24 protein-coding genes are annotated in these 23,779 nt (G+C 68.4%); 16 read left to right on the top strand and 8 right to left on the bottom strand.

Annotated features, from left to right (window positions below; translation table 11 throughout):
• Nucleotides 1–106: 106 nt before the first annotated feature.
• From OR37_RS05305 to OR37_RS05270, 8 genes are all read right to left on the bottom strand, one after another.
• Nucleotides 107–3,319 (bottom strand): CusA/CzcA family heavy metal efflux RND transporter, encoded by a 3,213-nt coding sequence (locus OR37_RS05305; protein WP_004616700.1) that lies wholly within the window; start codon nt 3,317–3,319, stop codon nt 107–109.
• On the bottom strand, nt 3,316–4,467 hold the full coding sequence (locus OR37_RS05300) for an efflux RND transporter periplasmic adaptor subunit (RefSeq protein WP_004616699.1): 1,152 nt from the start codon (nt 4,465–4,467) through the stop codon (nt 3,316–3,318). The genes OR37_RS05305 and OR37_RS05300 overlap by 4 nt, the downstream gene beginning before the upstream one ends.
• A 3-nt stretch (nt 4,468–4,470) precedes the next feature.
• Nucleotides 4,471–5,628 (bottom strand): TolC family protein, encoded by a 1,158-nt coding sequence (locus tag OR37_RS05295; RefSeq protein ID WP_255409022.1) that lies wholly within the window; start codon nt 5,626–5,628, stop codon nt 4,471–4,473.
• 201 nt (nt 5,629–5,829) lie between these two features.
• On the bottom strand, nt 5,830–6,390 hold the full coding sequence (locus OR37_RS05290) for an RNA polymerase sigma factor (protein ID WP_004616696.1): 561 nt from the start codon (nt 6,388–6,390) through the stop codon (nt 5,830–5,832).
• On the bottom strand, nt 6,387–6,833 hold the full coding sequence (locus tag OR37_RS05285; RefSeq protein ID WP_004616694.1) for a periplasmic heavy metal sensor: 447 nt from the start codon (nt 6,831–6,833) through the stop codon (nt 6,387–6,389). The genes OR37_RS05290 and OR37_RS05285 overlap by 4 nt, the downstream gene beginning before the upstream one ends.
• On the bottom strand, nt 6,830–7,129 hold the full coding sequence (locus tag OR37_RS05280) for a CnrY/NccY family anti-sigma factor (RefSeq protein WP_004616692.1): 300 nt from the start codon (nt 7,127–7,129) through the stop codon (nt 6,830–6,832). Before OR37_RS05280 ends, OR37_RS05285 begins: the two co-directional genes overlap by 4 nt.
• 180 nt (nt 7,130–7,309) lie before the next feature.
• Complete coding sequence (locus tag OR37_RS05275; RefSeq protein WP_004616690.1) at nt 7,310–7,918, bottom strand: hypothetical protein; 609 nt, start codon at nt 7,916–7,918, stop codon at nt 7,310–7,312.
• 106 nt (nt 7,919–8,024) lie between these two features.
• Complete coding sequence (locus OR37_RS05270; protein WP_004616688.1) at nt 8,025–8,210, bottom strand: DUF1289 domain-containing protein; 186 nt, start codon at nt 8,208–8,210, stop codon at nt 8,025–8,027.
• Between the two features lie 261 nt (nt 8,211–8,471).
• Here OR37_RS05270 and OR37_RS05265 point away from each other — a divergent pair, with 261 nt between their 5' ends.
• The 16 genes from OR37_RS05265 (at nt 8,472) to OR37_RS05200 (ending at nt 23,769) form a co-directional block, all read left to right on the top strand.
• On the top strand, nt 8,472–8,783 hold the full coding sequence (locus OR37_RS05265; RefSeq protein ID WP_004616686.1) for a DUF5666 domain-containing protein: 312 nt from the start codon (nt 8,472–8,474) through the stop codon (nt 8,781–8,783).
• Nucleotides 8,784–8,838: 55 nt separating this feature from the next.
• Complete coding sequence (locus OR37_RS05260) at nt 8,839–9,522, top strand: HupE/UreJ family protein (protein WP_004616684.1); 684 nt, start codon at nt 8,839–8,841, stop codon at nt 9,520–9,522.
• Nucleotides 9,522–10,157 carry a hypothetical protein gene (locus OR37_RS05255; protein WP_004616682.1) on the top strand — a complete coding sequence of 212 codons (636 nt, stop codon included), beginning with the start codon at nt 9,522–9,524 and terminating at the stop codon, nt 10,155–10,157. Before OR37_RS05260 ends, OR37_RS05255 begins: the two co-directional genes overlap by 1 nt.
• A gap of 203 nt (nt 10,158–10,360) precedes the next feature.
• Nucleotides 10,361–10,636: a helix-turn-helix transcriptional regulator gene (locus OR37_RS22075; protein ID WP_081612877.1), complete on the top strand. Its 276-nt coding sequence runs from the start codon at nt 10,361–10,363 to the stop codon at nt 10,634–10,636.
• A gap of 425 nt (nt 10,637–11,061) precedes the next feature.
• Nucleotides 11,062–12,081: a hypothetical protein gene (locus tag OR37_RS05250; protein ID WP_004616680.1), complete on the top strand. Its 1,020-nt coding sequence runs from the start codon at nt 11,062–11,064 to the stop codon at nt 12,079–12,081.
• A 301-nt stretch (nt 12,082–12,382) separates the two neighbouring features.
• Nucleotides 12,383–12,721 carry a hypothetical protein gene (locus OR37_RS05245; protein WP_004616678.1) on the top strand — a complete coding sequence of 113 codons (339 nt, stop codon included), beginning with the start codon at nt 12,383–12,385 and terminating at the stop codon, nt 12,719–12,721.
• 61 nt (nt 12,722–12,782) lie between these two features.
• Nucleotides 12,783–14,045 (top strand): TolC family protein, encoded by a 1,263-nt coding sequence (locus OR37_RS05240; RefSeq protein ID WP_004616677.1) that lies wholly within the window; start codon nt 12,783–12,785, stop codon nt 14,043–14,045.
• Nucleotides 14,045–15,208, top strand: coding sequence for an efflux RND transporter periplasmic adaptor subunit (locus tag OR37_RS05235; RefSeq protein ID WP_004616675.1), 1,164 nt, complete (start codon nt 14,045–14,047; stop codon nt 15,206–15,208). The genes OR37_RS05240 and OR37_RS05235 overlap by 1 nt, the downstream gene beginning before the upstream one ends.
• Nucleotides 15,209–15,239: 31 nt before the next feature.
• Nucleotides 15,240–18,485: an efflux RND transporter permease subunit gene (locus tag OR37_RS05230; protein ID WP_004616673.1), complete on the top strand. Its 3,246-nt coding sequence runs from the start codon at nt 15,240–15,242 to the stop codon at nt 18,483–18,485.
• Between the two features lie 108 nt (nt 18,486–18,593).
• On the top strand, nt 18,594–18,944 hold the full coding sequence (locus OR37_RS05225; RefSeq protein WP_004616671.1) for a DUF190 domain-containing protein: 351 nt from the start codon (nt 18,594–18,596) through the stop codon (nt 18,942–18,944).
• A gap of 11 nt (nt 18,945–18,955) precedes the next feature.
• Complete coding sequence (locus tag OR37_RS05220) at nt 18,956–20,974, top strand: heavy metal translocating P-type ATPase (RefSeq protein ID WP_004616669.1); 2,019 nt, start codon at nt 18,956–18,958, stop codon at nt 20,972–20,974.
• The gene (locus OR37_RS21775; protein ID WP_004616667.1) at nt 20,971–21,114 is read left to right on the top strand and encodes a hypothetical protein; all 144 of its coding nucleotides are present in this window, start codon (nt 20,971–20,973) and stop codon (nt 21,112–21,114) included. Before OR37_RS05220 ends, OR37_RS21775 begins: the two co-directional genes overlap by 4 nt.
• Nucleotides 21,111–21,563: a hypothetical protein gene (locus tag OR37_RS05215; protein ID WP_004616665.1), complete on the top strand. Its 453-nt coding sequence runs from the start codon at nt 21,111–21,113 to the stop codon at nt 21,561–21,563. Before OR37_RS21775 ends, OR37_RS05215 begins: the two co-directional genes overlap by 4 nt.
• On the top strand, nt 21,560–22,024 hold the full coding sequence (locus tag OR37_RS20660) for an SRPBCC family protein (protein ID WP_004616663.1): 465 nt from the start codon (nt 21,560–21,562) through the stop codon (nt 22,022–22,024). The genes OR37_RS05215 and OR37_RS20660 overlap by 4 nt, the downstream gene beginning before the upstream one ends.
• A gap of 84 nt (nt 22,025–22,108) precedes the next feature.
• Nucleotides 22,109–22,477: a hypothetical protein gene (locus OR37_RS05205; protein ID WP_004616661.1), complete on the top strand. Its 369-nt coding sequence runs from the start codon at nt 22,109–22,111 to the stop codon at nt 22,475–22,477.
• Between the two features lie 59 nt (nt 22,478–22,536).
• On the top strand, nt 22,537–23,769 hold the full coding sequence (locus OR37_RS05200) for a TolC family protein (RefSeq protein ID WP_004616658.1): 1,233 nt from the start codon (nt 22,537–22,539) through the stop codon (nt 23,767–23,769).
• Nucleotides 23,770–23,779: the final 10 nt, after the last annotated feature.

Raw genomic sequence — 23,779 nt, 5'->3', positions numbered from 1 at the left:
TTTCCGAAGCCTTGGCGCTGGTGAGGTGCGGCCGACGGCGGGGGGGGGGAACCGCCGGCCGCGAGCGCCGGAGATGTCTTGGGGGCTGAGCATCTCCGGCGAACCGTCAGGCGACCTCGGCCGCGCGGCGCGTCCGGCGAAGGACGAGGCCGCAGATGGCGGGCAGCACGAACAGGGTCAGGGCGGTCGAGGTGATCAGGCCGCCGATGACGACCGTGGCCAACGGACGCTGCACCTCCGCGCCCGTGCCCGTGCCGATGGCCATGGGTACGAAGCCAAGGGAGGCGACCAGGGCGGTCATCAGCACCGGCCGGAAGCGTTCCAGAGCCCCGTGGGTCACCGCCTCGTCGACCGCCATACCGTCCTCGATATTGCGGCGGATGGCGGCGATCAGGACGAGGCCGTTCAGCACCGCCACGCCCGAGACGGCGATAAAGCCGACGGCGGCCGAGACCGAGAACGGGATGCCGCGCAGGAAGATCGCGAAGATCCCGCCCGCCAGGGCCAGCGGCACGGCGGTGAACACCGTGCCGGCCAAGGCGGCGCTACGCAGGGCCATGTAGAGCACGCCGAAGATCATCAGGAAGCAGATCGGCACGATCAGGCTGAGGCGCTTGCTGGCTGCCTGCAGGTTCTGGAACTGGCCGCCCCACTCGATGTACGAGCCGGCCGGCAGGCGAACCTGCTGGTCGATCTTCTTCTGGGCCTCGTCGACGAATGAGCCGAGGTCGCGGCCGACGACGTTGGTCTCGACATAGATGCGGCGCTTGCCGTTGTCGCGGCTGACCTCATTGAGGCCCTCGGTGAACTGGAAGCTGGCCAGCTGGCGCAGCGGCACCGAGGCGCGGGGGCCGGTTCCGGTCTGCGGCAGCATCACCGGGATGGCGCCCAGGGCGTCCAGGTCGTTGCGCTTGGCGTTGGGCAGGCGCACGACGATGTCGAAGCGCTTGTCGCCTTCGAAGACCTGGCCGGCTTCGCGTCCGCCCAGGGCGGCCGAGACGGTGTCGGCGACGTCCTGCACGGTGAGGCCATAGCGGCCGATGGCGTCCCGGTCGAACTTGATGTCGAAGGTCGGGAAGCCCTCGGTCTGGGCCACGCGGGCGTCGGAGGCGCCCGGCACGGTGCGCAGGACCTTGACGATCTGGTCGGCCGTTGCGGTCATCTTGCCCAGGTCCTCGCCATAGAGCTTCACGGCCACGTCGGAGCGGACCCCGCCGATCAGTTCGTTGAAGCGCATCTCGATGGGCTGGGTGGCGTCATAGAAGTTGCCGACGATCGGGGCGGTGGCCTTGCGGATGCGCTCGATCACCTGCTCCTTGGTCTTCACGCCGGCGGGCCAGTCCTTCTTGGGCTTGAGGATGACGTAGTTGTCCGAGGCGTTGGGCGGCATCGGGTCGGCCGCCAGACTGGCGGTGCCGGCCTTGGAATAGACCGTCACTACCTCGGGCAGGGCCATGATCGCCCGCTCGATCGGCAAATCGAGCTCGACGGACTTGTCGATCGAGGTCGAGGGGATGCGGACCGAGGACAGGTTCAGGTTCTGCTCGTCCAGGGTCGGCATGAACTCGCGGCCCACGAAGGCGAACGCCACCATGGCCAGGGCGAAGACGCCGACCGCAGCCCCGATGAACGGCCAGGGCTGGGCCACCGCGCGGTGCAGCCACGGCGCATAGGCGTCCTTGGTCTTGGCGACGGCGGGGACTTCCTTCTCCGAGATGTGGCCCCGGATCAGGAGGGCGGTCATGGCCGGCACGAAGGTCAGCGACAGCACGAACGCCGAGGCCAGGGCCAGCATCAGGGTGATGACCATCGGCGAGAACATCTTGCCCTCGACGCCCTGGAAGGTGAGGCAGGGCAGGAAGACCAGGAAGATGACGATCTGGCCGTAGACGGTCGGGCGGACCATCTCGCGGGTCGAACTCAGCGCCACCTCCAGCCGCTCCTGCAGGTTCAGGATGCGACCCTCGTGGTGCTGGCGCTCGGCCATGCGGCGCAGGGTGTTCTCGACGATGATGACCGCGCCGTCGATGATCAGGCCGAAGTCCAGCGCGCCCAGGCTCATCAGGTTGCCGGAAATCTTCATCCCGTTCATGCCGATGGCGCTGAAGAGCAGCGACAGCGGGATCACCAGCGTGGCGATCAGGGCCGCCCGCCAGTTGCCCAGCATGAAGAACAGGATGGCCACGACCAGCAGCGCGCCCTCGGTGAGGTTGCGGGCCACGGTGGCGATGGTCGCCTCGACCAGCTGCGAGCGGTTCAGCATCACTTCCGAGGTGACGCCCGCTGGCAGGTTCGGGTTGATGGCCTTCAGCTTCTCGGCCGCCGCGTGGGCGACCGTGCGGCTGTTCTCGCCGACCAGCATCAGCACGCTGCCGACCACCATCTCGTGGCCGTCGCGGCTGGCCGCGCCGCGACGCAGCTCGCCGCCGATATTGACCGTGGCGACGTCGCGCAGCAGCACCGGCACGCCGCCGCGCGTGGCGACCACCGCGCGGGCGATCTCGTCGGCTGATTGGATGCGGGCGTCGCCGCGCACCATGTAGCTCTCGCCCGAACGCTGGATGAAGTTGGCGCCGACCGACAGGTTGGCCTTCTCCAGGGCGTCGCCCAGCTCGCTGTAGGAAATGCCGTAGGCGGTCAGCTTGGCCGGATCGGGCTCGACGACGTACTGCTTCACGTAGCCGCCCAGGGAGTCGACGTCGGCCACGCCCGGCACCGCGCGCAGCTGCGGACGGACGATCCAGTCCTGCACGGTGCGCAGATAGGCCAGGCGCGCGGTCTCGTCGGCCAGGCGCTCGCCGTCATCGGTGATGAATGACCCGTCGCTCTGCCAGCCGGGCTTGCCGTCCTGGACTTTCGCACCCTTGCCATTCGGGTTCTTGAAGTCGACGGCGTAGTGGACGATCTCGCCCAGGCCCGTGGACACCGGACCCATCTGCGGCTCGGCGCCGGCGGGCAGGCTGGGTCGCGCCTGGGCCAGACGTTCGGTCACCTGCTGGCGCATGAAGTAGAGGTTGGCGTCTTCCTTGAAGACGGCCGTCACCTGCGAGAAGCCATTGCGCGAGAACGACCGGGTGCTCTCCACGCCGGCCAGACCCGCCAGGGCGGTCTCGATCGGGAAGGTGACGCGCTTTTCGACCTCGACCGGTCCCAGGGTCGAGACGACGGTGTTGATCTGCACCTGCTTGTTGGTGATGTCGGGCGTGACGTCGATCGGCAACTTGAAGAGCTGCCAGGTCCCGAACGCCGAGACGATGGCCACCAGCACGAGGACCATCCATCGTGCTCTGACCGAGAAGGCTAGGATGCGGTCGATCATTCTGCGTCAGCGCCTTTGACGATCTCGGCCTTCAGCAGGAAGGCATTACGGGCCGCGACGGTCTCGCCGGCCTTCAGGCCCGAGACGATCAGCGCCTGACCGCCGCTGCGGGTGGCGACCACGACCGGACGGACCGAGAAGCCCGTGGCGGTGCGCACGAAGACCACGTCGCGGCCTTCCATCGACTGCACGGCCTCTTCGGGCAGGATGAAGCCCGGCTGACCGGTGCCGCGTGCGGTGATCGTGGCCTGGATGGCCTCGCCGGGGACGAGGCCGCCGCCCGACACCGACAGCACCACCGTGGCGGTGCGGGTCTCGGGGTTCAGGGTCGGGGTCACCGAGCGCACCGTGGCGGCGATCGTCTGGCCGGCGGCGTTGCGCACCGAGGCCGTCGCGCCGGGGACGATGCGGGCCGCGTCCTGCGGGCTGACCGCCACCTCGACCTGGACGTCGCGGGCGTCGGCGACGCGGAACAGCTCACTCTCCGACTGGACGAAGGCCCCCAGGGTGGCGGGGGCGGCGGTGATCCGGCCGCTGATCGGGCTGACCACGGCGACGCTGCGACCGTCGGCCGAGACGCGCGAGGCCCCGGCGGCGGCGCGGGCCCCGGCGGCTTCGGCCCGAGCCGCGTCGGCCTGCGCCTTGGCGGTCTCGTAGTCCTGGCGGGAGGTCACGCCTTGCTCGAACAGCTTCTTCTCGCGGGCGAGGTTGGAGGTCGCCAGGACAGCGCGGGCGTCGGCTGCGCCGCGCTGGCCAGCGACCAGGGCCGCATCGCGGCTCTCGACCAGGGCGATGGTCTCGCCGGCGCGAACCGGTTCGCCCAGGCGCTTGAAGATGCGCACGACCGTGCCGCCGGCGTGGGCGGTCAGCACCGCCTCGCCGCCGGGCGTGGCCACGACGCTGCCCGAGCCCTGGACTTGGCCGCCGAAGTCGCCGGCGGTGACGGTCTGCAGGGCGATGTTGGAGACCTTCAGGTACGAGGCCTCGACCTTGACCTCGGTTGGCGCGGCCTCGGGGGCGGCGGCGGCTTCGGGCGGCGGGGCGGGCTTGGTGGTCAGCTTGGCCAGGCCGTAGCCGGCGCCCAGGAGGGCGATGGCGGCGACGCCCAGCATCAGGGTGCGCGGTCCGGCCGCGTTGCGGGTAGCCATGTCTTATTCTCCGAAGGGGGCGCGGCCAGCCAGGCGGGCCAGGGTGGCCTGGGCGCGAACCCGCGCCACACGCGCATCGAGGGTGGTCCGGCGCGCGTCGGTCAGGGCGCGCTGGGCGTTGAGGACTTCGACCAGGGGCGTCTTGCCGGACTCGTAGCCGACACGGGCCAGGCGATAGGCCTCGTCGGCGGCGGCTTCCGATTGCTGGGAGGCCGAGACCCGGCTGACGGCGGCGTCGGCCTGGACGCGGGCCGAGCGCCAGTCGGCCTCGGCGCGCAGGCGGGCCTCCTCGAACCGGGCGTCGGCGGCGTTGGCGCGGGCCGAGGCAGCGGCGACATTGCCCCGGTTCTGGTCGAACAGCGGGAAGGGAACGGAGACGCCAGCGACCAGGGCCGTGGAGTCATTGCCGGTCAGGCCTTGCCCGTTCAGGCGGCGCACGCCGACCGAGGCGGTCAGGTCCGGGATAGCCCGGCGGCGTTCGACCGTGACCTGCTTGCCGGCGGCTTCCCGCTCGGCGCGCGCCACCTGCAGGGCGGGCATGTCGGCGGGCGGCACGCCATCGGCGGTCGACGGCGAGGCCGGGGCGGAGAGAAGCCCGCCGGCCAGGCTGGTATAGGGCTCGGCGACGCCGGCCAGGGCCGACAGTCGCGCCAGGGCCTCAACCGCATCGGCGCGGGCGGCTTCGGCGTCGGCGCGGGCCGAGGCCTCGGCGGCCTGCGCCGTGACCAGCCGCAGATTGGCTTCGCGGCCGGCGTCGACCAGGGCGCGCGAGACGCCCAGGTCGTCTTGCGAGCGCTTCAGCGCCTGGGCGGCCAGATCGGCGCGAGCCTGGGCGGCCTCGGCGGCGGCATAGGCGACCGCCAGCTCATAGGCGAAGTCGGCCGAAGCCTGGCGGTTACGGGCTTCAGCGGCGGTCACCTCGGCGTTAGCGGCCGAGACCCGCGCCGAGCGCTTGCCGCCCAGCTCCAGAGCCTGGGCCACCGACAGCGTGGTCTCGGCCTGGTTGGTCCCGTTGTAGGGCGCCTTGCCGCCGAAGTTCTCGGCTTCGAGACCGACGACCGGGTTGGGACGCGCCTGGGCTTGCAGGGCCAGGCCCTGGGCTTCGCGGACGCCGGCTTGGGCTTCCTTCAGGCGCGGCGCGGTCTGCGTGGCTTGGCGCAGCAGGTCGGCGAAGGCCGGCGCGGGCTGCGCCCACGCGGGACCCGCCGCGATGGCGCCCCACGCGGCGCACGCGAGGGCGAGGTGTGAGAGTCTAGACAGGATACGTCCCCTGAGCTTGGGCCGGCGCGTAACAACCGCGCGGGCCGCCTACCTGCGATTACGCAGGCCCTCGGCGGCGCCCCCGCTGGGGGAGTGGATTTTTCAGGCGGATGTTTCGGCGGCGCGCAGGCGCTGGCGCGCGCGGGCGATGCGGCCTTCCAGGGCCTTCACCGTGATCTTCAGGGCGGCGGCAGCGTCCTGCTGGCTGAGGCCGGAGACGGCCGTCAAGACCAGCGCCGTGCGTTGGTCTTCCGGCAGGTTTGCGATGCGCCGGGACACCTCTTCGAGGGCCAGGCGGTGATGGGCCTGGGTCTCGGGATCAGGCGCCTCGGCCTCGATGCGGGTCGCGCCATCGTCCAGTTCGGAGGCGCCGAAGAAGAACGCCCGCACGCGACGGCGGCGGGCCATGTCGCGCACGCGGTTCAGGGCGATGGCGAACAGCCAGGCGCGGAACGGGCGCTGGCGGTCATAGTCGGCCAGGCGTCGCCAGGCCGAGAGGAAGACTTCCTGCACGACATCCTCGACCTCGGAGGCGGGGGCTCCGTAGGCGCGGGTCAGCTTGGCGACCGAAGGACCATGATGGCGGAAGAGGTCGACGAACGCGGACCGGTCGCCCGCCATGGCGCGGGCGACGAGTTCGGCGTCGTCCGGCGCGGCGGTCACTTGGCTCCGTCGGACAGAGCCTTGACCAGGGCCGCGTCGTAGGCCGGTCGGTGCTGGGCGTCCAAGCCCTCGCGCATCTCCACCACGTGCTGCAGGGTGGCGCGCTCCAGTTCGGCGGCGGCGGACTCCACCTCCTTGCTGGCGGCCTCGACCTCGGGGGTCCAGCCGGGCTGCAAGGCAATGGCGCGCGCCAGGCGGCCATTGGCGGCCTTGACCCTCTGCTCGATCGCCCGGCGGCGCGCCTGATAGGCGTCCTCGCGCTGCTGGAGGCGGGCTTGCTCCTGCGGGCTCAGCGGGACCAGCTCGTGCAGTTCCTGGTGCAGGTCCATCGGCTTGGGGTGCGCCGACTGCAGCAGCCAGTGCGCGCCCGAGACCACGACCGCGCCGACCGCCCCGGCGATGGCCGCGCCGACCGTCATCCGGGTCCAGTTCGCGCGGCTCATCCGGCGGCTCGCGGGACCAGCAGGTTGGACGGCGAGACGGTGAAGGCGGCGGCCGGCCAGCGGGCGACGACCTCGTTCGACGGCCGCTTGAGCATGCCGATGCCGCCCGTCGTCGCCGCGCCGAACACGGTGGCGATCATCAGGCAGGCCGTCAGCTGGCGCCACTCGCGGCGGGACTCGATCGTGCTGGGCGCGGGCTCGCCGGCCAGACGCAGGGCCAGGGCGTCGGCCGCGTCCGCCGACAAGTCGACGCGCGCCTTGGCCGCGCCGTCCAGCCAGGTGTCGAAATCACTCATCGGAAACCTCCATGCGGCCCTGGCGAAGGTTCGCCGGAACACGCACCACTTCGACTATTCCCAAGGGTTTAGCGCCTCGTTGGAGCCCACGACAGGCTGGACCTCGTAAGAGACGTTACGCAGCCCGATCGCGCCGCCCCCGGCGCCGGCGCCATTTTTTGAAATCGTCGCGGCGTCCAGCTAGTCGCTTAGCATCGCCTGGAGAGACGCCGTCGCCAGGGCCAGGCTCAGCATGCCGGCGAGTGTGCTGACGGCAAGCACGACGCCAGCCTTCAAGGCGTCGAGGTCTGGGCGCCATGCGCCGAGCCCGCGCGCCGTTCGTTCCGCGCGTGGAGGCTGCGGTAGGGCGACGTCGAGGGCGTGGTGGACGTCGAGGGCCTCGATCTCTATGTCGTGGTCGCGCGGATCGGGCAGGCACGACAGGCGGGCGATGAAGACGTGCGGCTCGGGCACGGTGGTCTTGGACTCCAGATACGTGCGCCGATCGACCAGCTCGAACCGCTGCCCCAGGCCATCGGCCCGCAGCGTGAGCAGGGTGACATTGTCCGGACGGGGCGGCTTGCCGAGCGCGGCGCGAACCTGGAACCGGACGCCGTCATCGCTCTGGCAAAGGCTCAGAAGCAGCGGCTGGGGCTGCGTCGGCACGATCCACAGCTTGCCGAAGATCGGGCTATGAACGATCCGGGCGTCGCGCATCTTCCGCCAGGCGATCCTGGCGATCCACGCGGCGCCGGCCAAAAGGACCAGGGCCAGGCCCAGCTGAAACCTTGGCGCTGCGACGAAACTCATCGGGACCCATCCGCTCGGAGGTGAGAGCGCCGGGCGTGACGGTGAAGGTCCCGGCCCTAAGCCTTACGCAGCCCGCGCGCGTCCCCCTCGAAATCTTGCGCGCCGATCAGGCCTTCTTCTTCTGGGCCAGCTTGGCTTCGCGCCGGCGGCGCTCGGCGATGATCTGGTGGCGGCGGTGATCGCTCATCTTCTTCCACTGCCGGACTTCCTCGGTCGTTCGAAAGCAGCCGACGCACATGTCGGAGCGCCGGTCGAATTGGCAGATGTCGAGGCAGGGGGAAGGAACGGCCATTTGGTTCACTGGGAGCGGGGCTGGAGAGTCGGCGTCCAGTCCGCCGAAACGGTTAGTGCGGCATGGCGTGGAACGAGGCAATCACCATGATCAGGCCGCCACGGGCTGGACCTCATGAGAGAGGTTACGCAGCCCGATCGAGCCGCCCCCGCTATTGGAACTATATTTTTTCAGGCGCGGGTCTTGGCTTGAAATTGCAATTCGTTCTCAGCTAGGGGCGTTGGCCGATCCCAGTTTCCGCTCACCCAATCGGAGTTTCAGATGCGCAAGTTCCTAGCCTCGCTGGTCGTCGCCTCGGCCGTCCTGACCGCCATGCCGGCCGCCGCCCACGAAGAATATCCCGTCGCCGGCAAGATCACGGCCGTCACCGCCAAGACCATCCAGATCAAGGCCAAGGAAGGCGACACCGTCACCTTGGACATCGACAACAGCACCCGCGTGATGCAGGGCGGCAAGCGCGTCACCCTGAAGGAGATCAAGGTCGGCCAGTCGGTGGACGTCGTCGGCTTCGGCGATGGCATGAACGACCTGACCGCGCTCGACATCACGATCCTGGCGGACAAGGCCCGCTGATCCCGCCCGGTCTCCCGTGACCCTGTCCCGCTCCGCATCGCCAGGCACGAGCCGCATGGCGCTCGGCCTTGGCCTGCTGCTGGCCGTCGTCGTCGCCGGCTCGGCGGCGGCCCACGGCCTGGGCGGCAAGGACGCCGCGTTCGTGGCCGCGACCCAAGGCCCCGATCCGATCCCGTTCCTGTATCTCGGGGCCAAACACATGGTCACGGGCTACGACCACCTGCTCTTCATCCTGGGGGTGATCTTTTTCCTCTACCGGATGCGGGACGTGGGGCTCTACGTGACCCTGTTCTCGGTCGGCCACTCCCTGACCCTGCTGGCCGGGGTGCTGGGCGGCATCGAGGTCAACTCCTACCTGGTCGACGCGGTCATCGGCCTGTCGGTGGCCTACAAGGCCTTCGACAATCTGGGCGGCTTCCGCACCCTGTTCGGCGTCCAACCCAACCCCAAGGCGGCCGTGTTCGGCTTCGGCCTGATCCACGGCTTCGGCCTAGCCACCAAGCTGCAGGCCCTGGAGCTGCCGAAGAACGGCCTCCTGATCAACATGCTGTCGTTCAACGTCGGCGTGGAGATCGGCCAGCTGATCGCCCTGACCTTCATGCTGGCCTTCATCATGGTCTGGCGCACCTTGCCGGGCTACCGCCGCATGTCCGTCGCCGCCAACGTCGTCCTGATGACGCTGGGCTTCATCCTCATCGGCTTCCAGCTCGGAGGCCTGGCCTACGGAGCACCGGCCTGATGTCGGACACCAACACGCCGCCCGCGCCGTCCAAGCGCACCCTGCTGCTGTCGATCGGCGGCGCGGCGATCACCGCCGTGGTCATCACCTTCGCCGCCGTCCTGCCGGCCGAGTACAACAAGGACCCGCTGGGCCTGGGTCGCGCCACTGGCCTCTCGCGCCTCTGGGCGCCGAAGGAGGTGACGGTCGACGCCAGCGCCGCCGGCGGCCCCGCCGCCCGGCGCGAGCCCGTGCCGTTCCGCACCGACACCTTCGAAATCCCGCTGGCCGCCAGCGGCGACGAAGCCCGCCGCAACGCCCTGGAGTTCAAGGTCCGCATGCCCAAGGGCGCGAGCCTTCTCTACAGCTGGAAGGCCGAGGGCCTGACCGTCCCCGAAGACCTGATGTTCGACTTCCACGGCCACACCGTGAAAGGCGCCGGCGACGGCGCCGTCAGCGTCGCCGACTACGAGCGCAGCAGCGGCGCCGAGGCCAACGGCTCCCTGGTGGCCCCGGTCGAGGGCATCCACGGCTGGTACTTCCGCAATCGGTCCGACAAGCCGATCAAGGTGCGGCTGAAGCTGTCGGGGTTTTATGAGCTGGTGCCGGCGGGGCAGGAGGGGAATCTAGCGGGGGTCCAGCCGCAGCTTCAATAGTCGTCCGCGATTGGCGAGGAACGTCCTCTTCCTGGAGGCAGGCCAACGGCAGCAACTGGCGTAGCGCGGAAGCGCGATCCCGGTGGAGATGCCTCGTGATTTGAGGCGGGGGGAGCGTGCGGCGGTCTTCGTTAGCGTAAAACTGGTCGGTTGTTCCGCTATTGTTGTTACAATATAACACTTTCGTCGAGCGGAGCATTATCATGGCAGATCGTGGTGACGGTACGTTTCCGAGCAAGTTCCTTCGCACGCACGAAGCCGGAGCTTTTCTAAATCTCTCCCCTAGGACTATGGAGAAGCTTCGCACGACGGGAGGAGGGCCGCTCTATCGCAAGTTGGGCGGTAGAGTCGTCTATGCCCTTGCAGATCTGCAGGCTTGGGCCGACGCGGGAACAAAGCGGCATACGGCCGATCCACTCGGTGGTCATCCAGCGCCGCTAAGCTCGACGAGCAAGCGTCCGCATCCTGCTCGCAATTAGGCGCTCGGCGTGTACAACGCGTGTACAATGAGCGTGGTTTTGGGTGTGTTCTCGCACTTCGAATTCAGCTAACTTATTGAAATCCTTCAGTCTGGTTTCTGTCGGTCCAATTCTCCAATGGAGCAATTGGTGTAAAAATTATTGAATAAAATCAAAGACTTATGACGAAATTTTCCATAGCGCCCATGATGGACTGTAAGAAGTAATTATAAATATCAAAAGCTTACGGGGTGTCGTGAACTCATCGTGTACACTCGGTCGTCGTGCCATGGCGTCTGTTCGCGCGGAGCGGCGTATTTTGAATTGATGGATTGGATGCACAGGAATTCTATCGGTGGGTGCGTCGCCGGCGGGTCGTGAACACCTGGCTAGTGGCGCAGCTCCGCAGTTTGGCTCAAATTGGGCAACGACTGGGGGGCTTGCACATGGAAGCTGCGGACGCAGAGAGCGACATTGTCGAGGGGGCGAAAGTCGCGAACATTCAGGTCGCGGTGAGCTACCCGATTGTCTCTGCTTACGAGTTCGAATTCCTCAAGGAAGAGGATGTCGTTCGCGAGCGCCTCGACAAGTGCACCTTGTATCTTTTGGTCCAGCGGCCGCTGACCTATTTCGACAACGTCGTGCTTGACGACGGCGTCATCTATTTCGAGATCGCGGACGGCGAGGCAACGCCCCTGGCTTGCAAACTAGATCTCGTCCATGCCGGCATCTGCGGTCCCGGCGAGGAAATCTGCGTCGAGACACAATATTTCACCAAGACGCCTGGGGCCAAGCAGCCGTTCCGTGACGTCGGCGCGATCAAGCTCTTCCGGAAGGATAAGAGCATGATCGTCTGGTGGAGCCCCCAGAAGATCCTCTACGAGATGCTCGTCAGGGGCCTGGAAGTGGCCGTGGCGGATGGGGGCGATCCGCTGTCGTTTCTCGACTTCTCAGTCCTCTATGTGGGCAAGGCATTTGATCAGAAGGTTTGGGACCGACTGACTGGGCACGAGAAGATGCAGAAGATCCTCACCGTACAAAACCCGGTCGGGGCTGCCCCGGCGGCGAGAGCGCCGTTCGAAGTTTCATTGATCTTGTTGTCAGTCGTCGGCCTGACCGACGTCGCGGAATTGCCCTACGTCGGGGTCAGCGACATGCCTGGCGTTCAGACGATCGTGCATGAGGTTGACCTGACCGACACCGAGGCCTTTGTCCGTTTCATGAGTGAGCCTTTGGCGCCCTTGGGGGATGAGGCAATGACCCGGGAGGTTGAAGCGCAGCTCATCCACCGCTTCCAGCCCGAGTACAATTCGGTCTTGTTCAAGAACTATCCCGAGATCGCCGGTGGCATGAGGTCTAAAGGCTACACGTGGACCGACCTCACCATCGAGGGGCTTCCTGCCTCGCTGAGCACGCCACACTTCAAGCTAGGGCCGGTGGTCGAGATTGAGCCGGAGGATGGATAGCTGGGTTTGAGGCGCGCCAGCCTGTCTCGGTTGGTGCGACAGGGTGGCGCAGCGCTCTATCTGTTCTGAGTATTCGTCAGGTGTGGCGTAGCTTTCCTCAATGTTCGGATATGTTCGTCAAGTCTCCTAACGATGTAATAGTATAACATGTAATCATATAACGCATTTCAATCTCGACTTTGCGCATGTATGCCAGAATCCTATGGTTGGACTCGCACTCCATGGTCGGCAAGTCGGCAGGAATGCCGAAACGTGGCGCTCGCGCCGCGGTCCGTCCGCGCGTTTCAGCTTCGGCAAGGTGATGGCCCTGGTCGTCACCATCGCGTTCCTGATCGGCATTGTCGTCTGCGGTCCCGCCGAACACGCCGCCCTTGAGACCGAAACGCCGTCCGCCGCTCAGGTGGTGGCGTCGACCGTCGAGGCCCCGGCCGTGATCAAGGTCGCCGGTGACCACAAGGCTCCCGTCAAGAAGGCCCTCTCGGCCTGCACCGGGCATTGCGCCGCTCACGGCGTGAGCCTGCCCGTGTCGTTCGCGCCCGAAACCGTCGCCTTCGCTAATCGCGCCGTCTGGCAGCCCCAGCAGGACCAGCGCCTGCTCGGCGACCGCGCCGTTCTACTGGACCGTCCGCCTAGAGCCTGACGCGACCCTTCCGCCCCGAGCGGCGGACCGTCTGCGTTTCAATCTCTAGGATTACATCTTCATGACTCTCATCATGCGTGGGCGGCTGCGTTTCGCGGCCGTAAGCGCGGTCGCGATCTTGGGCGCGTTGGCGTCCGCTCGCGGCGCGGCGGCCGATCCGGCCCCGCCTTTCAAGGCCCTGCTCGCTCAGGCGCAAGGTAGCGCACCCCGGTTGGCCGAAGCGGCGGCCGGTGTCCGTCAGGCCGAAGGTCTCGCCCGTCAGGCCGGCGCTCGTCCGAACCCGACGGCTGGCGTCACCATCGAGAACTTCAGCGGCGGCGGCGTCTACAGCGGCACGAACAACGCCGAGACGACCTTCCAGCTGAGCCAACCGCTGGAAGTCGGCGGCAAGCGGGGGGCGCGCGTCGCCGCCGGCCGCGCCGCTCTCGACGCGGCCCGGGCGCGCCTTTCGCAGTCCAAGGCAGACTTCGCTTTTGCCCTGGCTGACGCCTATGCCCAGGCTGAAGCTGGTGAGCGTCGCGTCACGCTCGCTGAAGAGGCCGTGACCTTGTCTGACGAGACCCTGCGCGCTTCGCGGGCGCTGGTCGATGCTGGCAAGGAGGCCGAACTGCGCACCCTGCAGGCGCAGGCGGCTCTGACCGCCGCGCGGGCCACGCTCGAAGAGGCCCGGGCCGAACGGACCGGGGCTTTCGCGCGCCTGACGGCCCTGGCCGGCTCGCCCACGCCCTTCACCGAACTCACCGACAGTCTGCTGGTCAGCACGGCGGCTCCGGTCCAGCCGGGCGATATCGACGTGCTGGCGACGCCAGCGGTGCTGGCGGCTGAAGCCGATCGGGAAGCGGCCGCCCGCCGCGTGCGGATCGAAAAGACCCGCGCCGTGCCGGACGTCACCGTCTCGGCCGGGGTTCGTCGGTTCAGCGGCGACGACTCCACGGCCCTGGTGGCCGGGGTCTCGATCCCGATCCCGGTGTTCGACCAGAACCGCGGCAATATCACCGCCGCCCAGGGCGAGTTGCAGGCCGCCGAGGCTCGGTTGAACGCCGCGCGCCTGGACGCCGAAGCCGACATCCGCACCGCGCGGTTCCAGCTCGGCGCGGCCCAGTCGCGGGCAACGGCTGCCGGCGAAGGCGAGACCAGCGCCGTCGAAGCCTACCGCCTGACCCGGATCGCCTACGAGTCCGGCAAGGCCCCGCTGGTCGAACTGATCAATGCGCGCCGGTCCCTGGCCGAAGCGCGCGACCTCACAATCCAGGCCCAGCTGGCGCGCGTCCGCGCCGAGGCCGACCTGGCGCGCCTGCAAGGCCGCCTCTTCGGAGATCGCTAATGCCCAAGTCCAACTCCTCGAACCGGCAATTGCTGATGGCCGGCGCGGCCATCGTGGTCGTGGCGATCGCGGCTTTCTCGTTCGGCAAGATGTCTGGCGGCAAGCCCGCCGAGACCGCGGCCCCGGAGAAGCCGGCAGCGGCGGCGCCAGCCGGCCCGCTGACCCTGACCATGGGCCCCGAGCGCATCACCGCTTCGGGCGTCCAGCTCCAGACGGTCAACCCCGGTGGCCTGGCCGCCGAGGTCGTCGCCCAAGCCACGGTCGAAGCTGAACCCGGCGGTGAAGCGGCCCTGACCGCCCGCGCCGCGGGCTCGATCACCCGCATCACCAAGCGCCTCGGCGACCCCGTCCGCGCGGGCGAAACCCTCGCCCTGGTCTCCAGCCGCGAGGCCGCCCAGATCTCGGCCGACCGTAGCGTCGCCTCGGCCAAGGCCGACCTGGCCCGCAAGAACCTGGCCCGCGAAAAGCGTCTCTTCGAACAGAAGGTCAGCCCGCGTCAGGACTACGAGACCGCTCAGGCCGAACTGGCCGTGGCCGAGGCCGAGGCCCGTCGCGCGGCCACGGCCGCCGGCGTATCGGCGGTGTCGGGCGGCTATGTCGCCGTCATCAGCCCGATCAGCGGCCGCGTGACCGCCACGACCGCGAGCCTGGGCGCCTTCGTCGCGCCGGAGACGGAACTCTTCCGCATCTCCGACCCGGCCAAGATCCAGGTCAATGCGGCAGTGACGGCCGCCGACGCCCGGCGGGTCCAGCCCGGCGACAAGGCTGTGGTCGAGACCACCAGCGGCGAGACCCGTGACGCGGTCGTCCGCTCGGTGACCCCGGGTGTCAACGAGGAGACCCGCAGCGCAACGGTCGTCCTGACCCTGGCGAACGGGGCAGGGGCCCTGCAGCCGGGCCAGCTTGTCCGCGCCCGCATCACGTCGCGCCAGTCTACCTCCTCCGGGATCGTCGTGTCCGAAGAGGCGGTGCAGACCGTCAACGGCAACGACGTGGTCTTCGTGCGCACCAAGGAAGGCTTCCGCGTCCAGCACGTGCTGGCCGGCCAGCGCAGCGGCGGCCGTGTGGTCATCGTCGACGGCCTGAAGGGCGGGGAGACCCTGGCGGTCAAGAACGCCTTCTTGCTCAAGGCCGAACTCGGCAAGAGCTCGGAAGAAGACTGACCCCTAACCGCTATTCTGGAGACACGCCGAAATGATCGGTCGCATACTCTCGATGTCGGTGAAGGGGCGTTGGTACGTCCTGCTTCTCACCGCCATCATCGCCGCCCTCGGCACGTGGCAGCTGACCAAGCTGCCCATCGACGCCGTTCCCGACATCACCAACAACCAGGTGCAGATCAACACCGTGGCCGGCGCGCTTTCGCCGGTCGAGATCGAAAAGCGCGTGACCTTCCCCGTGGAGACGGCCCTGGCCGGGATCCCGGGCCTGGAGACCACTCGCTCGATCTCGCGCAACGGCTTCTCGCAGGTCACCGCGATCTTCTCGGAGAAGACCAACCTCTACTTCGCCCGCCAGCAGGTGGCCGAGCGTCTGACCCAGGCCGGCGACAGCCTGCCCGCCGGTATCCAGCCGCAGATCGGCCCCGTCACCACGGGTCTGGGCGAGGTCTACATGTACTCGGTCGAGTACGCGAACCCGCGCGGCAAGGGCGCCAAAGTCGTCGATGGCCAGCCCGGCTGGCAGAGCGATGGCGCCTATCTGACGGCCGAGGGCGAGCGTCTCGTCGACGCCACCGCGCAGGGCGCGTACCTGCGGACCATCCAAGACTGGACGGTTCGACCGCAGCTGCGCACGGTCAAGGGCGTGGCCGGGGTCGACTCCATCGGCGGCTTCCAGAAGCAGTACGTCGTCGAGCCTGACCCGGCCAAGCTGGTGGCGTACGGCGTCTCCTACACCGACCTGGCCAAGGCCCTGGAAGGGGCCAACCTCTCGGTCGGCGCCAACTTCATCCAGCGGGCCGGCGAGGCCTATCTGGTGCGGGCCGATGCGCGGGTGCGCACCCTGGACGAGATCCAGAACGCCATCATCGCCACGCGCCGCACCGTTCCGGTCGCGGTCAAGGACGTCGCCAACGTGCGCGTCGGCGGCGATCTGCGCACCGGCGCGGCCAGCAAGAACGGTGAGGAAGTCGTCGTCGGCACCGCCCTGATGCTGATCGGCGAGAACAGCCGCTCGGTGGCCAAGTCGGTCGGCGAGAAGCTGACCGAAGTCCGCAAGGGCCTGCCGCCCGGCGTGGTGATCACCACCACCCTGGACCGCTCGGTCCTCGTCAACGCCACCGTCAAGACCGTCGAACGCAACCTGACCGAAGGCGCCATCCTGGTCGCCGCCACCCTGTTCCTGCTGCTGGGCAACGTCCGCGCGGCCTTCATCGCCGTGCTGATCATCCCGCTCTCGTTCCTGATGATGGCCATCGGCATGAACGGCCTGAAGGTGCCCGGCAACCTGATGAGCCTGGGGGCGCTGGACTTTGGCCTGATCGTCGACGGCACCGTCATCATCATCGAGAACTGTCTCTTGAGGCTGGCCGAGCGTCAGCACCACGAAGGGCGTCTGCTGAGCCTCAAGGAGCGCCTGGAGACCGTACTGCGCGCGGCCCAGGAAATGATCCGCCCGACCGTCTTTGGCCAGGCGATCATCTTCCTGGTCTTCGCGCCGCTGCTGACCTTCACCGGCGTGGAGGGCAAGACCTTCTCGCCGATGGCCATCACCATCATGCTGGCCCTGGGCGCGGCGTTCATCCTGTCGCTGACCTTCGTTCCGGCCCTCGTCGCCATCCTGATGCGCGGCAAGGTCTCGGAGAAGGAGGTCAAGGTGATCGCCGTCTCCAAGGCCCGCTACGAGCCGCTCCTCAAGCGCTCGATCGAACGTCCCTGGCCGTTCATCGGCGGCGCTCTGGCGCTCTTCTTGGTGGCCGGTGTCGTCTACACGACGCTGGGCCAGGAGTTCATCCCGCAGCTCGACGAAAAGAACGTCGCCATGGGGTCGCTGAAGATCCCGTCGACAGCCCTGGAGCAGTCGCTGACCATGCAGCGACAGGTCGAAAAGAACGTCTCGTCCCTGCCCGAAGTGGAGATGATGTTCTCCAAGACCGGTACGGCCGAGGTCGCCACCGACCCGATGCCGCCCAACGCCTCGGACGGCTTCATCATCCTCAAGCCCCAGAAGGAGTGGCCCAAGGAGGTCGCCAACAAGGCTAAGGTCGTCGAGCGCATCGAGGCCAAGGTCGCCCCGCTGCTGGGCAACAGCTTCGAGGTCACCCAGCCGATCCAGATGCGCTTCAACGAGTTGATCGCCGGCGTCCGCGGCGACGTCGCCATCAAGCTCTATGGCGATGATCTGGAGAAGATGAGCGCCACCGCCGCCAAGATCGGTTCCGTCCTGGAATCGATCCCCGGCGCCGAAGGTGTTCGTGTCGAGCAGGTCGGCGGCGCGCCCACCCTGGATGTGAAGTTCGACCGGGCCGCCATCGCGCGCTTCGGTCTCAGCATTGACCAGGTCGCCGACACCGTGGCCACGGCCATGGGCGGGCGCCAGGCGGGTGACGTCTTCGAAGGCGATCGCCGCTTCGACATCACCGTCCGGGTGCCGATGGCTCAACGCGATGACCTAGACGCCCTGGGCGCTCTGCCGGTCATGCTGCCGGCCGGCGAAGGCGGTGTTCAACGCTCGGTCCCGCTGCGCGAGCTGGTGCAGTTCCGCTTCGCAGATGGCCTGAACCAGATCAGCCGCGAGGACGGCAAGCGCCGGGTCGTGATCCAGGTCAACGTGCGTGGCCGCGACATCGGCTCGTTCGTCAACGAAGCCCGCAGCAAGGTCGAGGCCGTCGAGCTTCCGACCGGCTACTGGCTGACCTGGGGCGGCCAGTTCGAGAACCTGAAGGCCGCCACCCAGCGCCTTTCGATTGTCGTGCCGCTCTGCTTCGTCCTGATCTTCCTGGTGCTCTACATGGCGCTGGGCGGGTTCGGGCCAGCCGCATCCGTGTTCGCGGCCATTCCGCTCGGACTCTCGGGCGGGGTGTTCGCCCTGGCGCTGACCGGGATCACCTTCTCGATTTCGGCGGCGGTGGGCTTCATCGTGCTGGCCGGCGTCGCCGTCCTCAACGGCCTGGTCGTCATGACCAGCGTTCGAGAGCGGCTCGAGGCCGGCGTGCCCGTGGTCCAGGCCATCTATGAGGGCTCGGTCGAACGCTTCCGTCCGGTCCTGATGACGGGTCTCGTCCCGGCCATCGGCTTCATCCCGATGGCCCTGGCCAGCGGCACCGGCGCCGAAGTCCAAAAGCCCCTGGCCATGGTGGTCATCGGCGGCCTGGTCACGGCCACCGCCGTGACCCTGCTGGTCCTGCCTGCCATCGCCAAACTCATCCTCCAACTGGGGTCTGGTCGGAAGGCCCCGGACGAGGGACCGGCCGCGTCGCCCCTGAGCACGACGCACTAGGCCGGGGCGCCGGCGCGGCCCCTCAGCCCCCACAGCGCCGCGCCGGCGCATCACCTCCACCCAGCGAAGGCTCCGGCCTTCGATCGAGGCAACCGAAAAGGAAACCCCATGCAGACCCCCGGACAAGCTGTCCTTCTCCGCATCTACACCGACGAAAACGCCCTGGTCGGCGACCGCTCCCTGATGGACGTCATCGTCCAGCGCGCCCAGACCGCGCGCCTGGCCGGCGCCACGGTCCTGCGCGGCCGCAAGGGCTTTGGCGAGTCCGCCCGCATGCACGAGCCCCGGCCGCTGGACTTCAACGACAATCTGCCGGTGGTCATCGAGTTCGTCGACGAGGAAGCCCGCCTGCGCGAGTTCCTGACCAAGCTCGACGATCTCAAGGACATCGGCCTGGTCACCTTCGAAAAGGTCGAGGTGCTGCGCTACGGCGGCCATCACGTCGAACCGCACCGGTAGGAGCGGCCAGGATGACCAGCAAGTCTGCGCACGATCATAAGGGCCACGACCATGGCTCTGATGGCGACCACAAGCACGGGGACGGGGAGGGCGGCCACGCCCATGGTGGGCTGTTTGGCGAGCAAACCGAACTCATCTTCGCCCTGCTGTGCGGCGCGACGCTGCTGGTCGGGTGGCTGATCAGCCTGAAGGCCGATGGCTGGATACCGCTGGCCTTCTACCTGGCGGCCTATCTGTTCGGCGGCTGGTTCACCCTGACCGAGGCGATCGAGAACCTGCGCAAGCGCAAGTTCGAGATCGACACCCTGATGCTGGTGGCGGCCGCCGGCGCGGCGGCCCTGGGCCAATGGGCGGAAGGCGCGCTGCTGCTCTTCCTCTTCAGCATGGGCCATGCGCTGGAGCACTATGCCATGGGGCGCGCCCGCCGGGCGATTGAGGCCCTGGCCAAGCTCGCGCCCGAACGCGCCACCGTCCGCCGAGACGGCAAGACCGAGGAGATCGGCGTCGAGGCCTTGGAGGTCGGCGACATCGTTCTCGTCCGGCCCAATGAACGCATCGCCGCCGATGGCGTGGTCGTGACCGGCGAGAGTAGCGTCAACCAGGCCCCGGTCACGGGCGAAAGCGTGCCAGTCGACAAGCGCGCCGCCGCCGATCGCGACTTCGACTTCGCCAAGGCCAGCGCAGAGCATCGCGTCTTCGCCGGCACCATCAACGGCGCGGGCGCGCTCGACATCCGCGTGGCCCGCAAGGCCGGTGAAAGCACCCTGGCCCGCGTCGTGCGCATGGTCGCCGAGGCCGAGGCCCAGCGCTCACCGACCCAGCGCTTCACCGACCGCTTCGAGAAGGTGTTCGTGCCGGCCGTACTGGTGCTGGTCGGCGTGCTGATGTTGGCCTTCCTGGTGCTGGACGAGCCCTTCAGCCGCAGCTTCTACCGGGCCATGGCCGTGCTGGTGGCCGCCAGTCCCTGTGCCTTGGCCATTTCCGTGCCCAGCGCGGTGCTGAGCGGCGTCGCCCGGGCCGGCCGCGGCGGGGTGCTGGTCAAGGGCGGCGGGCCCTTGGAGAACCTGGGCACCCTGACGGCCTTGGCCTTCGACAAGACCGGCACCCTAACCGAGGGCAAGCCCAAGCTCACCGACATCGTGCCGGCCCAAGGCGTCGAGGCTTCTGAACTGCTGGCCATCGCCGTGGCGGTCGAGGCGCTGAGCGACCATCCGCTGGCAGCCGCCGTCGTGCGCGATGGGGAGGCCAAGCTGAACGGTCAGGCCCGCCGGGAAGCCACCAACATCAAGAGCCTGACCGGGCAGGGGATCCAGGCACAGGTCGACGGCAAGGCCGCCGTCATCGGCAAGCCAGGCCTCTTCGAAGCCGAAGGCGATCGACCGCCAGAGGACGTCTGGAGCGAGGCCCAGAAGCTGGAGGCCAGCGGCCGCACCGTCGTCATGGTGCGCCATGGCGACCGGTATCTCGGCGTGCTCGGTCTGATGGATACGGCCCGTCCGGCGGCCCGCGACGTCATCAAGCGCCTGCGATCGCTCGGGATCACCCGGATGATCATGCTGTCGGGCGACAACCAGTCGGTCTCCGACGCCATCGCCCGCGACCTGGGTCTCGACGAGGCCCGTGGCGGCCTGATGCCCGAAGACAAGGTCGCCACGATCAAGGCCCTGCGCGAGCAGTACGGCAAGGCCGCGATGGTCGGCGACGGGGTCAACGACGCCCCGGCCATGGCCAACGCCACGGTCGGTATCGCCATGGGCGCGGCAGGTTCGGACGTGGCTCTGGAGACCGCCGACGTCGCGCTGATGGCCGATGACCTCAACCATCTGCCGTTCGCGGTGGGCCTCAGCCGCAAGACCAGCGGCATCATCCGCCAGAACCTCTTCGTCAGTCTGGGCATGGTCGCGGTGCTGATCCCGGCCACCCTGTTCGGGTTGAAGATCGGTGAGGCGGTGATCTTCCACGAAGGCTCGACCCTGCTGGTCGTGGCCAACGCCTTGCGCCTCCTGGCCTACAAGGACCGTCAGGCATGAGCGGCCCTGAATCTCACGACGAGGCCGCGGCTTGGGCGCGCCGCTCGGCCCGCCGCGCCCTGATCGCCCTGGTGGCGGCGATGGTGTTCCTCGCTGCCACCATCGCCGTGGCGGTGGTCGGCATGGGGCATCGGCCATGATCGGGCGTCGTTCCGTCCCGGCCGTGGCGCTTGCCCTGGCCATGATCGGCGCCTCGATCGCCGGCTCGGCGCTGGCCGACACGATCGACAGGCCGATCGCCCTGTCGACGCCGCGAGGCTTTGTGCTGGACGGAGTCCGCGCCGTCGCCGAGGGCCCGGGCGTGCGCTTCCACGGCGCCGTCTGCCGACGCGCCGCCGGCCCCGCGCCGCGCTTCGTGCGGGCCGATCGCCTCGATCGCGACGGCCAGGTCCTGAGCACCGCGTCGAAAGTCCTCTGGGACCTGCGCGGGCGCGAGCGCCACTGCACGTTCTTCGACCTGCCCACGGCCAGTCCGCCGATAGACGGGGAGCAGTTCCGTGTCTGCTTACTTTCCACGAACCGCCCGTGCCCGGAGCCGCCCTCGGCCCCGTCGGGCGCGAGCGACAAGGCGACGAAAGGCCGCCCATGATCCTAGAGACAGAAATCGATATCGCCGCGCCCCCGACCAAGGTCTGGCGGACCTTGTCGGAGTTTGGCGCCTATCCGCGCTGGCATCCTCACTGGGAGATCGAAGGCGTGCCGGTGCAGGGCGCCCGGCTCTACATCCGCATCGGGTCAAACCCGGAAAAGCGGATGCGCGTCAGGGCCCGCGTCATCGGCATGGCGCCCGGCGAGGAGGTGGCGTTCCGCTCCGGTCCGTTCTTCGCGCGGTCGTACGAATACTTCCGCTTGGAGCCCAGTAAACGCGGCACGCTGCTACGTCACACCAACGAGATCACCGGTCTGGCGGCGTTGCAGTTCAAATTTAAGGAGGAGTACGAAAAGCTAGTTAGAATCTATGACTTCCGGCTGGAAGCTCTCGCGAAATACGTCACCACCAGCACGCCCCTGAAGGCCGTGGCGCGGTCGCGGCCGCGCACGCGGATCTAACCCTTACGGCTGCGCTGATGCGCCACGCCGAGTGTATCTTGTAACGTATTTCCTCGAGGCAATACGGACGCTATAGGCCCTTTTATGTTCGACGTGACGACATGGCTGAAGACCTGGACGGGGGCGCTTTTGGCGTGCCTGCTGGTGCTCGCCGTCGCCGCGCCGTCGTTGCGATTGGACTTCTGTCCGCCCGAGACGTCGGTGACCGCCGAGCATGGCGCTGCGGCTGAAGCTGCGAGCTTCGCCCAGATCGACGACCAGGATGCGTCGGACGTCTCGGACGCCAAAGGCGGCGAACAGGGCGGTCACTGCCACCATGTTCCCCAGCTGCTGAACCCGGTCGTTGGGGCGCAGCACGTCGTGTCCGCCGACCGTATTCGGTTGGTCGCCTCGGCCCTCGACATGCCGGCCTCGCGCATGCCTGACGGCCCCAACGAGCCCCCTCGAGCCTGACCCTGGCCGCGCCCTCGCGCGCGTAATCGCCATCGTCAGTTCTCACACAGGCACCTCCCATGCATTCCCGTTATGCCCGGCCCGCTGCCGTTCTCGGCGCGGTCCTGGCGCTCGCCGGTGCCGGCGCGTTTTCGCGCGCCGCTGCCGAGCCGCTCACCCTGGACGCCGCCCTTTCGCGCGCCCAGACCCAGTCACCGCTTGTCACGGCCGCCGAAGCTTCGGTGAAGGCGGCCGAAGGCCGCGCTCGCCAGGCTGGCCTGATGCCCAACCCCGAAGCAGGTCTCCAGTCGGAGAACTTCGCCGGGTCGGGGCCTTACGGCCGTTTCGGCGCCGCCGAGACCACCGCCACGATCAGCCAACGCCTGGAGCTGGGCGGCAAGCGCCGCACCCGCGCCGTCGCCGCCAATGCCGAGGTCGACGCCGCCCGCATCGGCTTCACGATCGCCAAGGCCGACCTGACACAGGAAGTCCGGGTCCGGTACGCCGAAGCGCTGGCCGCCCAGGATCGCCTGGTCCTGGCCCAAGAAACAGCCGCCCGCGCCGAGGGCCTCTCGAAAGTCGCTAGCACCCTGGTCGAGGCCGGACGCGAACCACCGCTTCGGGCCTTGCGGGCCGAGGCCGCCAGCCGTGAAGCGGCCGCTGCGGTGATCGCCGCCGAAGCCGAGGCGCTGGCCGCTCGGCGCGCGCTGGTCACCCTCTGGGGCGAGCCGGGCGAGACGATCGAGCTGGTGCGCGGTCCGGAGGCCGCCGCGCCTACCCAGACCACGATCGATCCTAGCGAGACCCTGGACGTGCGCCAGGCGCGCGCGGACCTACAAACGGCCCGGGCCGTCATCGATCGCGAGCGCGCCGCCGGCCGCCCGGACCTGACGGTCCAGGCTGGCGTGCGGCGGTTCGAGCAGACCGGGGACTCGGCGATGATCGTCGGCTTCACCGCGCCGATCCCGATCTCCAACCGCAACCAGGGCACGGTTGCGGCCGCGCGCGCCGACGCGACCGCCGCCGAGGCGCGTGAGCGCCTGGCGCTGGCCCGCTCGGTCCGGGCGGTGCGCGACGGCGAGGCTTCGCTTCGCGCGGCCAATGCCCGGCTGGAGGTCCTCGACAGCAAGATCGTCCCGCAAGCCCAGACCGCCGTCGATCTGGCGCGCGGTGGCTTTGAGGCCGGCAAGTTCTCGCTGCTCGAAGTCCTCGACGCGCAAGGCGCCCTGACGACCGCCCGCACCGAACTCATCGCCGCGCGCCTTGAGCGCGCCAAGGCGCTGGCCGCGCTCGAACGCGCCGCCGCCCAATAGGAAAGCTCAC

The organism is Caulobacter vibrioides OR37, assembly GCF_000372645.1.
In the GTDB taxonomy this organism is placed as follows: Bacteria; Pseudomonadota; Alphaproteobacteria; order Caulobacterales; family Caulobacteraceae; genus Caulobacter; species Caulobacter vibrioides_E.
This window is presented reverse-complemented; position numbering and strand designations above follow the sequence as displayed.

Excerpts from the sequence above, each read along its gene's own strand:
- OR37_RS05305 (WP_004616700.1), bottom strand. The coding sequence starts at position 3,319 with ATGATCGACCGCATCCTAGCCTTCTCGGTCAGAGCACGATGGATGGTC.
- OR37_RS05300 (WP_004616699.1), bottom strand. The coding sequence starts at position 4,467 with ATGGCTACCCGCAACGCGGCCGGACCGCGCACCCTGATGCTGGGCGTC.
- OR37_RS05285 (WP_004616694.1), bottom strand. The coding sequence starts at position 6,833 with ATGAGCCGCGCGAACTGGACCCGGATGACGGTCGGCGCGGCCATCGCC.
- OR37_RS05280 (WP_004616692.1), bottom strand. The coding sequence starts at position 7,129 with ATGAGTGATTTCGACACCTGGCTGGACGGCGCGGCCAAGGCGCGCGTC.
- OR37_RS05275 (WP_004616690.1), bottom strand. The coding sequence starts at position 7,918 with ATGAGTTTCGTCGCAGCGCCAAGGTTTCAGCTGGGCCTGGCCCTGGTC.
- OR37_RS05270 (WP_004616688.1), bottom strand. The coding sequence starts at position 8,210 with ATGGCCGTTCCTTCCCCCTGCCTCGACATCTGCCAATTCGACCGGCGC.
- OR37_RS05265 (WP_004616686.1), top strand. The coding sequence starts at position 8,472 with ATGCGCAAGTTCCTAGCCTCGCTGGTCGTCGCCTCGGCCGTCCTGACC.
- OR37_RS05260 (WP_004616684.1), top strand. The coding sequence starts at position 8,839 with ATGGCGCTCGGCCTTGGCCTGCTGCTGGCCGTCGTCGTCGCCGGCTCG.
- OR37_RS05255 (WP_004616682.1), top strand. The coding sequence starts at position 9,522 with ATGTCGGACACCAACACGCCGCCCGCGCCGTCCAAGCGCACCCTGCTG.
- OR37_RS22075 (WP_081612877.1), top strand. The coding sequence starts at position 10,361 with ATGGCAGATCGTGGTGACGGTACGTTTCCGAGCAAGTTCCTTCGCACG.
- OR37_RS05250 (WP_004616680.1), top strand. The coding sequence starts at position 11,062 with ATGGAAGCTGCGGACGCAGAGAGCGACATTGTCGAGGGGGCGAAAGTC.
- OR37_RS05245 (WP_004616678.1), top strand. The coding sequence starts at position 12,383 with ATGGCCCTGGTCGTCACCATCGCGTTCCTGATCGGCATTGTCGTCTGC.
- OR37_RS05240 (WP_004616677.1), top strand. The coding sequence starts at position 12,783 with ATGACTCTCATCATGCGTGGGCGGCTGCGTTTCGCGGCCGTAAGCGCG.
- OR37_RS05235 (WP_004616675.1), top strand. The coding sequence starts at position 14,045 with ATGCCCAAGTCCAACTCCTCGAACCGGCAATTGCTGATGGCCGGCGCG.
- OR37_RS05230 (WP_004616673.1), top strand. The coding sequence starts at position 15,240 with ATGATCGGTCGCATACTCTCGATGTCGGTGAAGGGGCGTTGGTACGTC.
- OR37_RS05225 (WP_004616671.1), top strand. The coding sequence starts at position 18,594 with ATGCAGACCCCCGGACAAGCTGTCCTTCTCCGCATCTACACCGACGAA.
- OR37_RS05220 (WP_004616669.1), top strand. The coding sequence starts at position 18,956 with ATGACCAGCAAGTCTGCGCACGATCATAAGGGCCACGACCATGGCTCT.
- OR37_RS21775 (WP_004616667.1), top strand. The coding sequence starts at position 20,971 with ATGAGCGGCCCTGAATCTCACGACGAGGCCGCGGCTTGGGCGCGCCGC.
- OR37_RS05215 (WP_004616665.1), top strand. The coding sequence starts at position 21,111 with ATGATCGGGCGTCGTTCCGTCCCGGCCGTGGCGCTTGCCCTGGCCATG.
- OR37_RS20660 (WP_004616663.1), top strand. The coding sequence starts at position 21,560 with ATGATCCTAGAGACAGAAATCGATATCGCCGCGCCCCCGACCAAGGTC.
- OR37_RS05205 (WP_004616661.1), top strand. The coding sequence starts at position 22,109 with ATGTTCGACGTGACGACATGGCTGAAGACCTGGACGGGGGCGCTTTTG.
- OR37_RS05200 (WP_004616658.1), top strand. The coding sequence starts at position 22,537 with ATGCATTCCCGTTATGCCCGGCCCGCTGCCGTTCTCGGCGCGGTCCTG.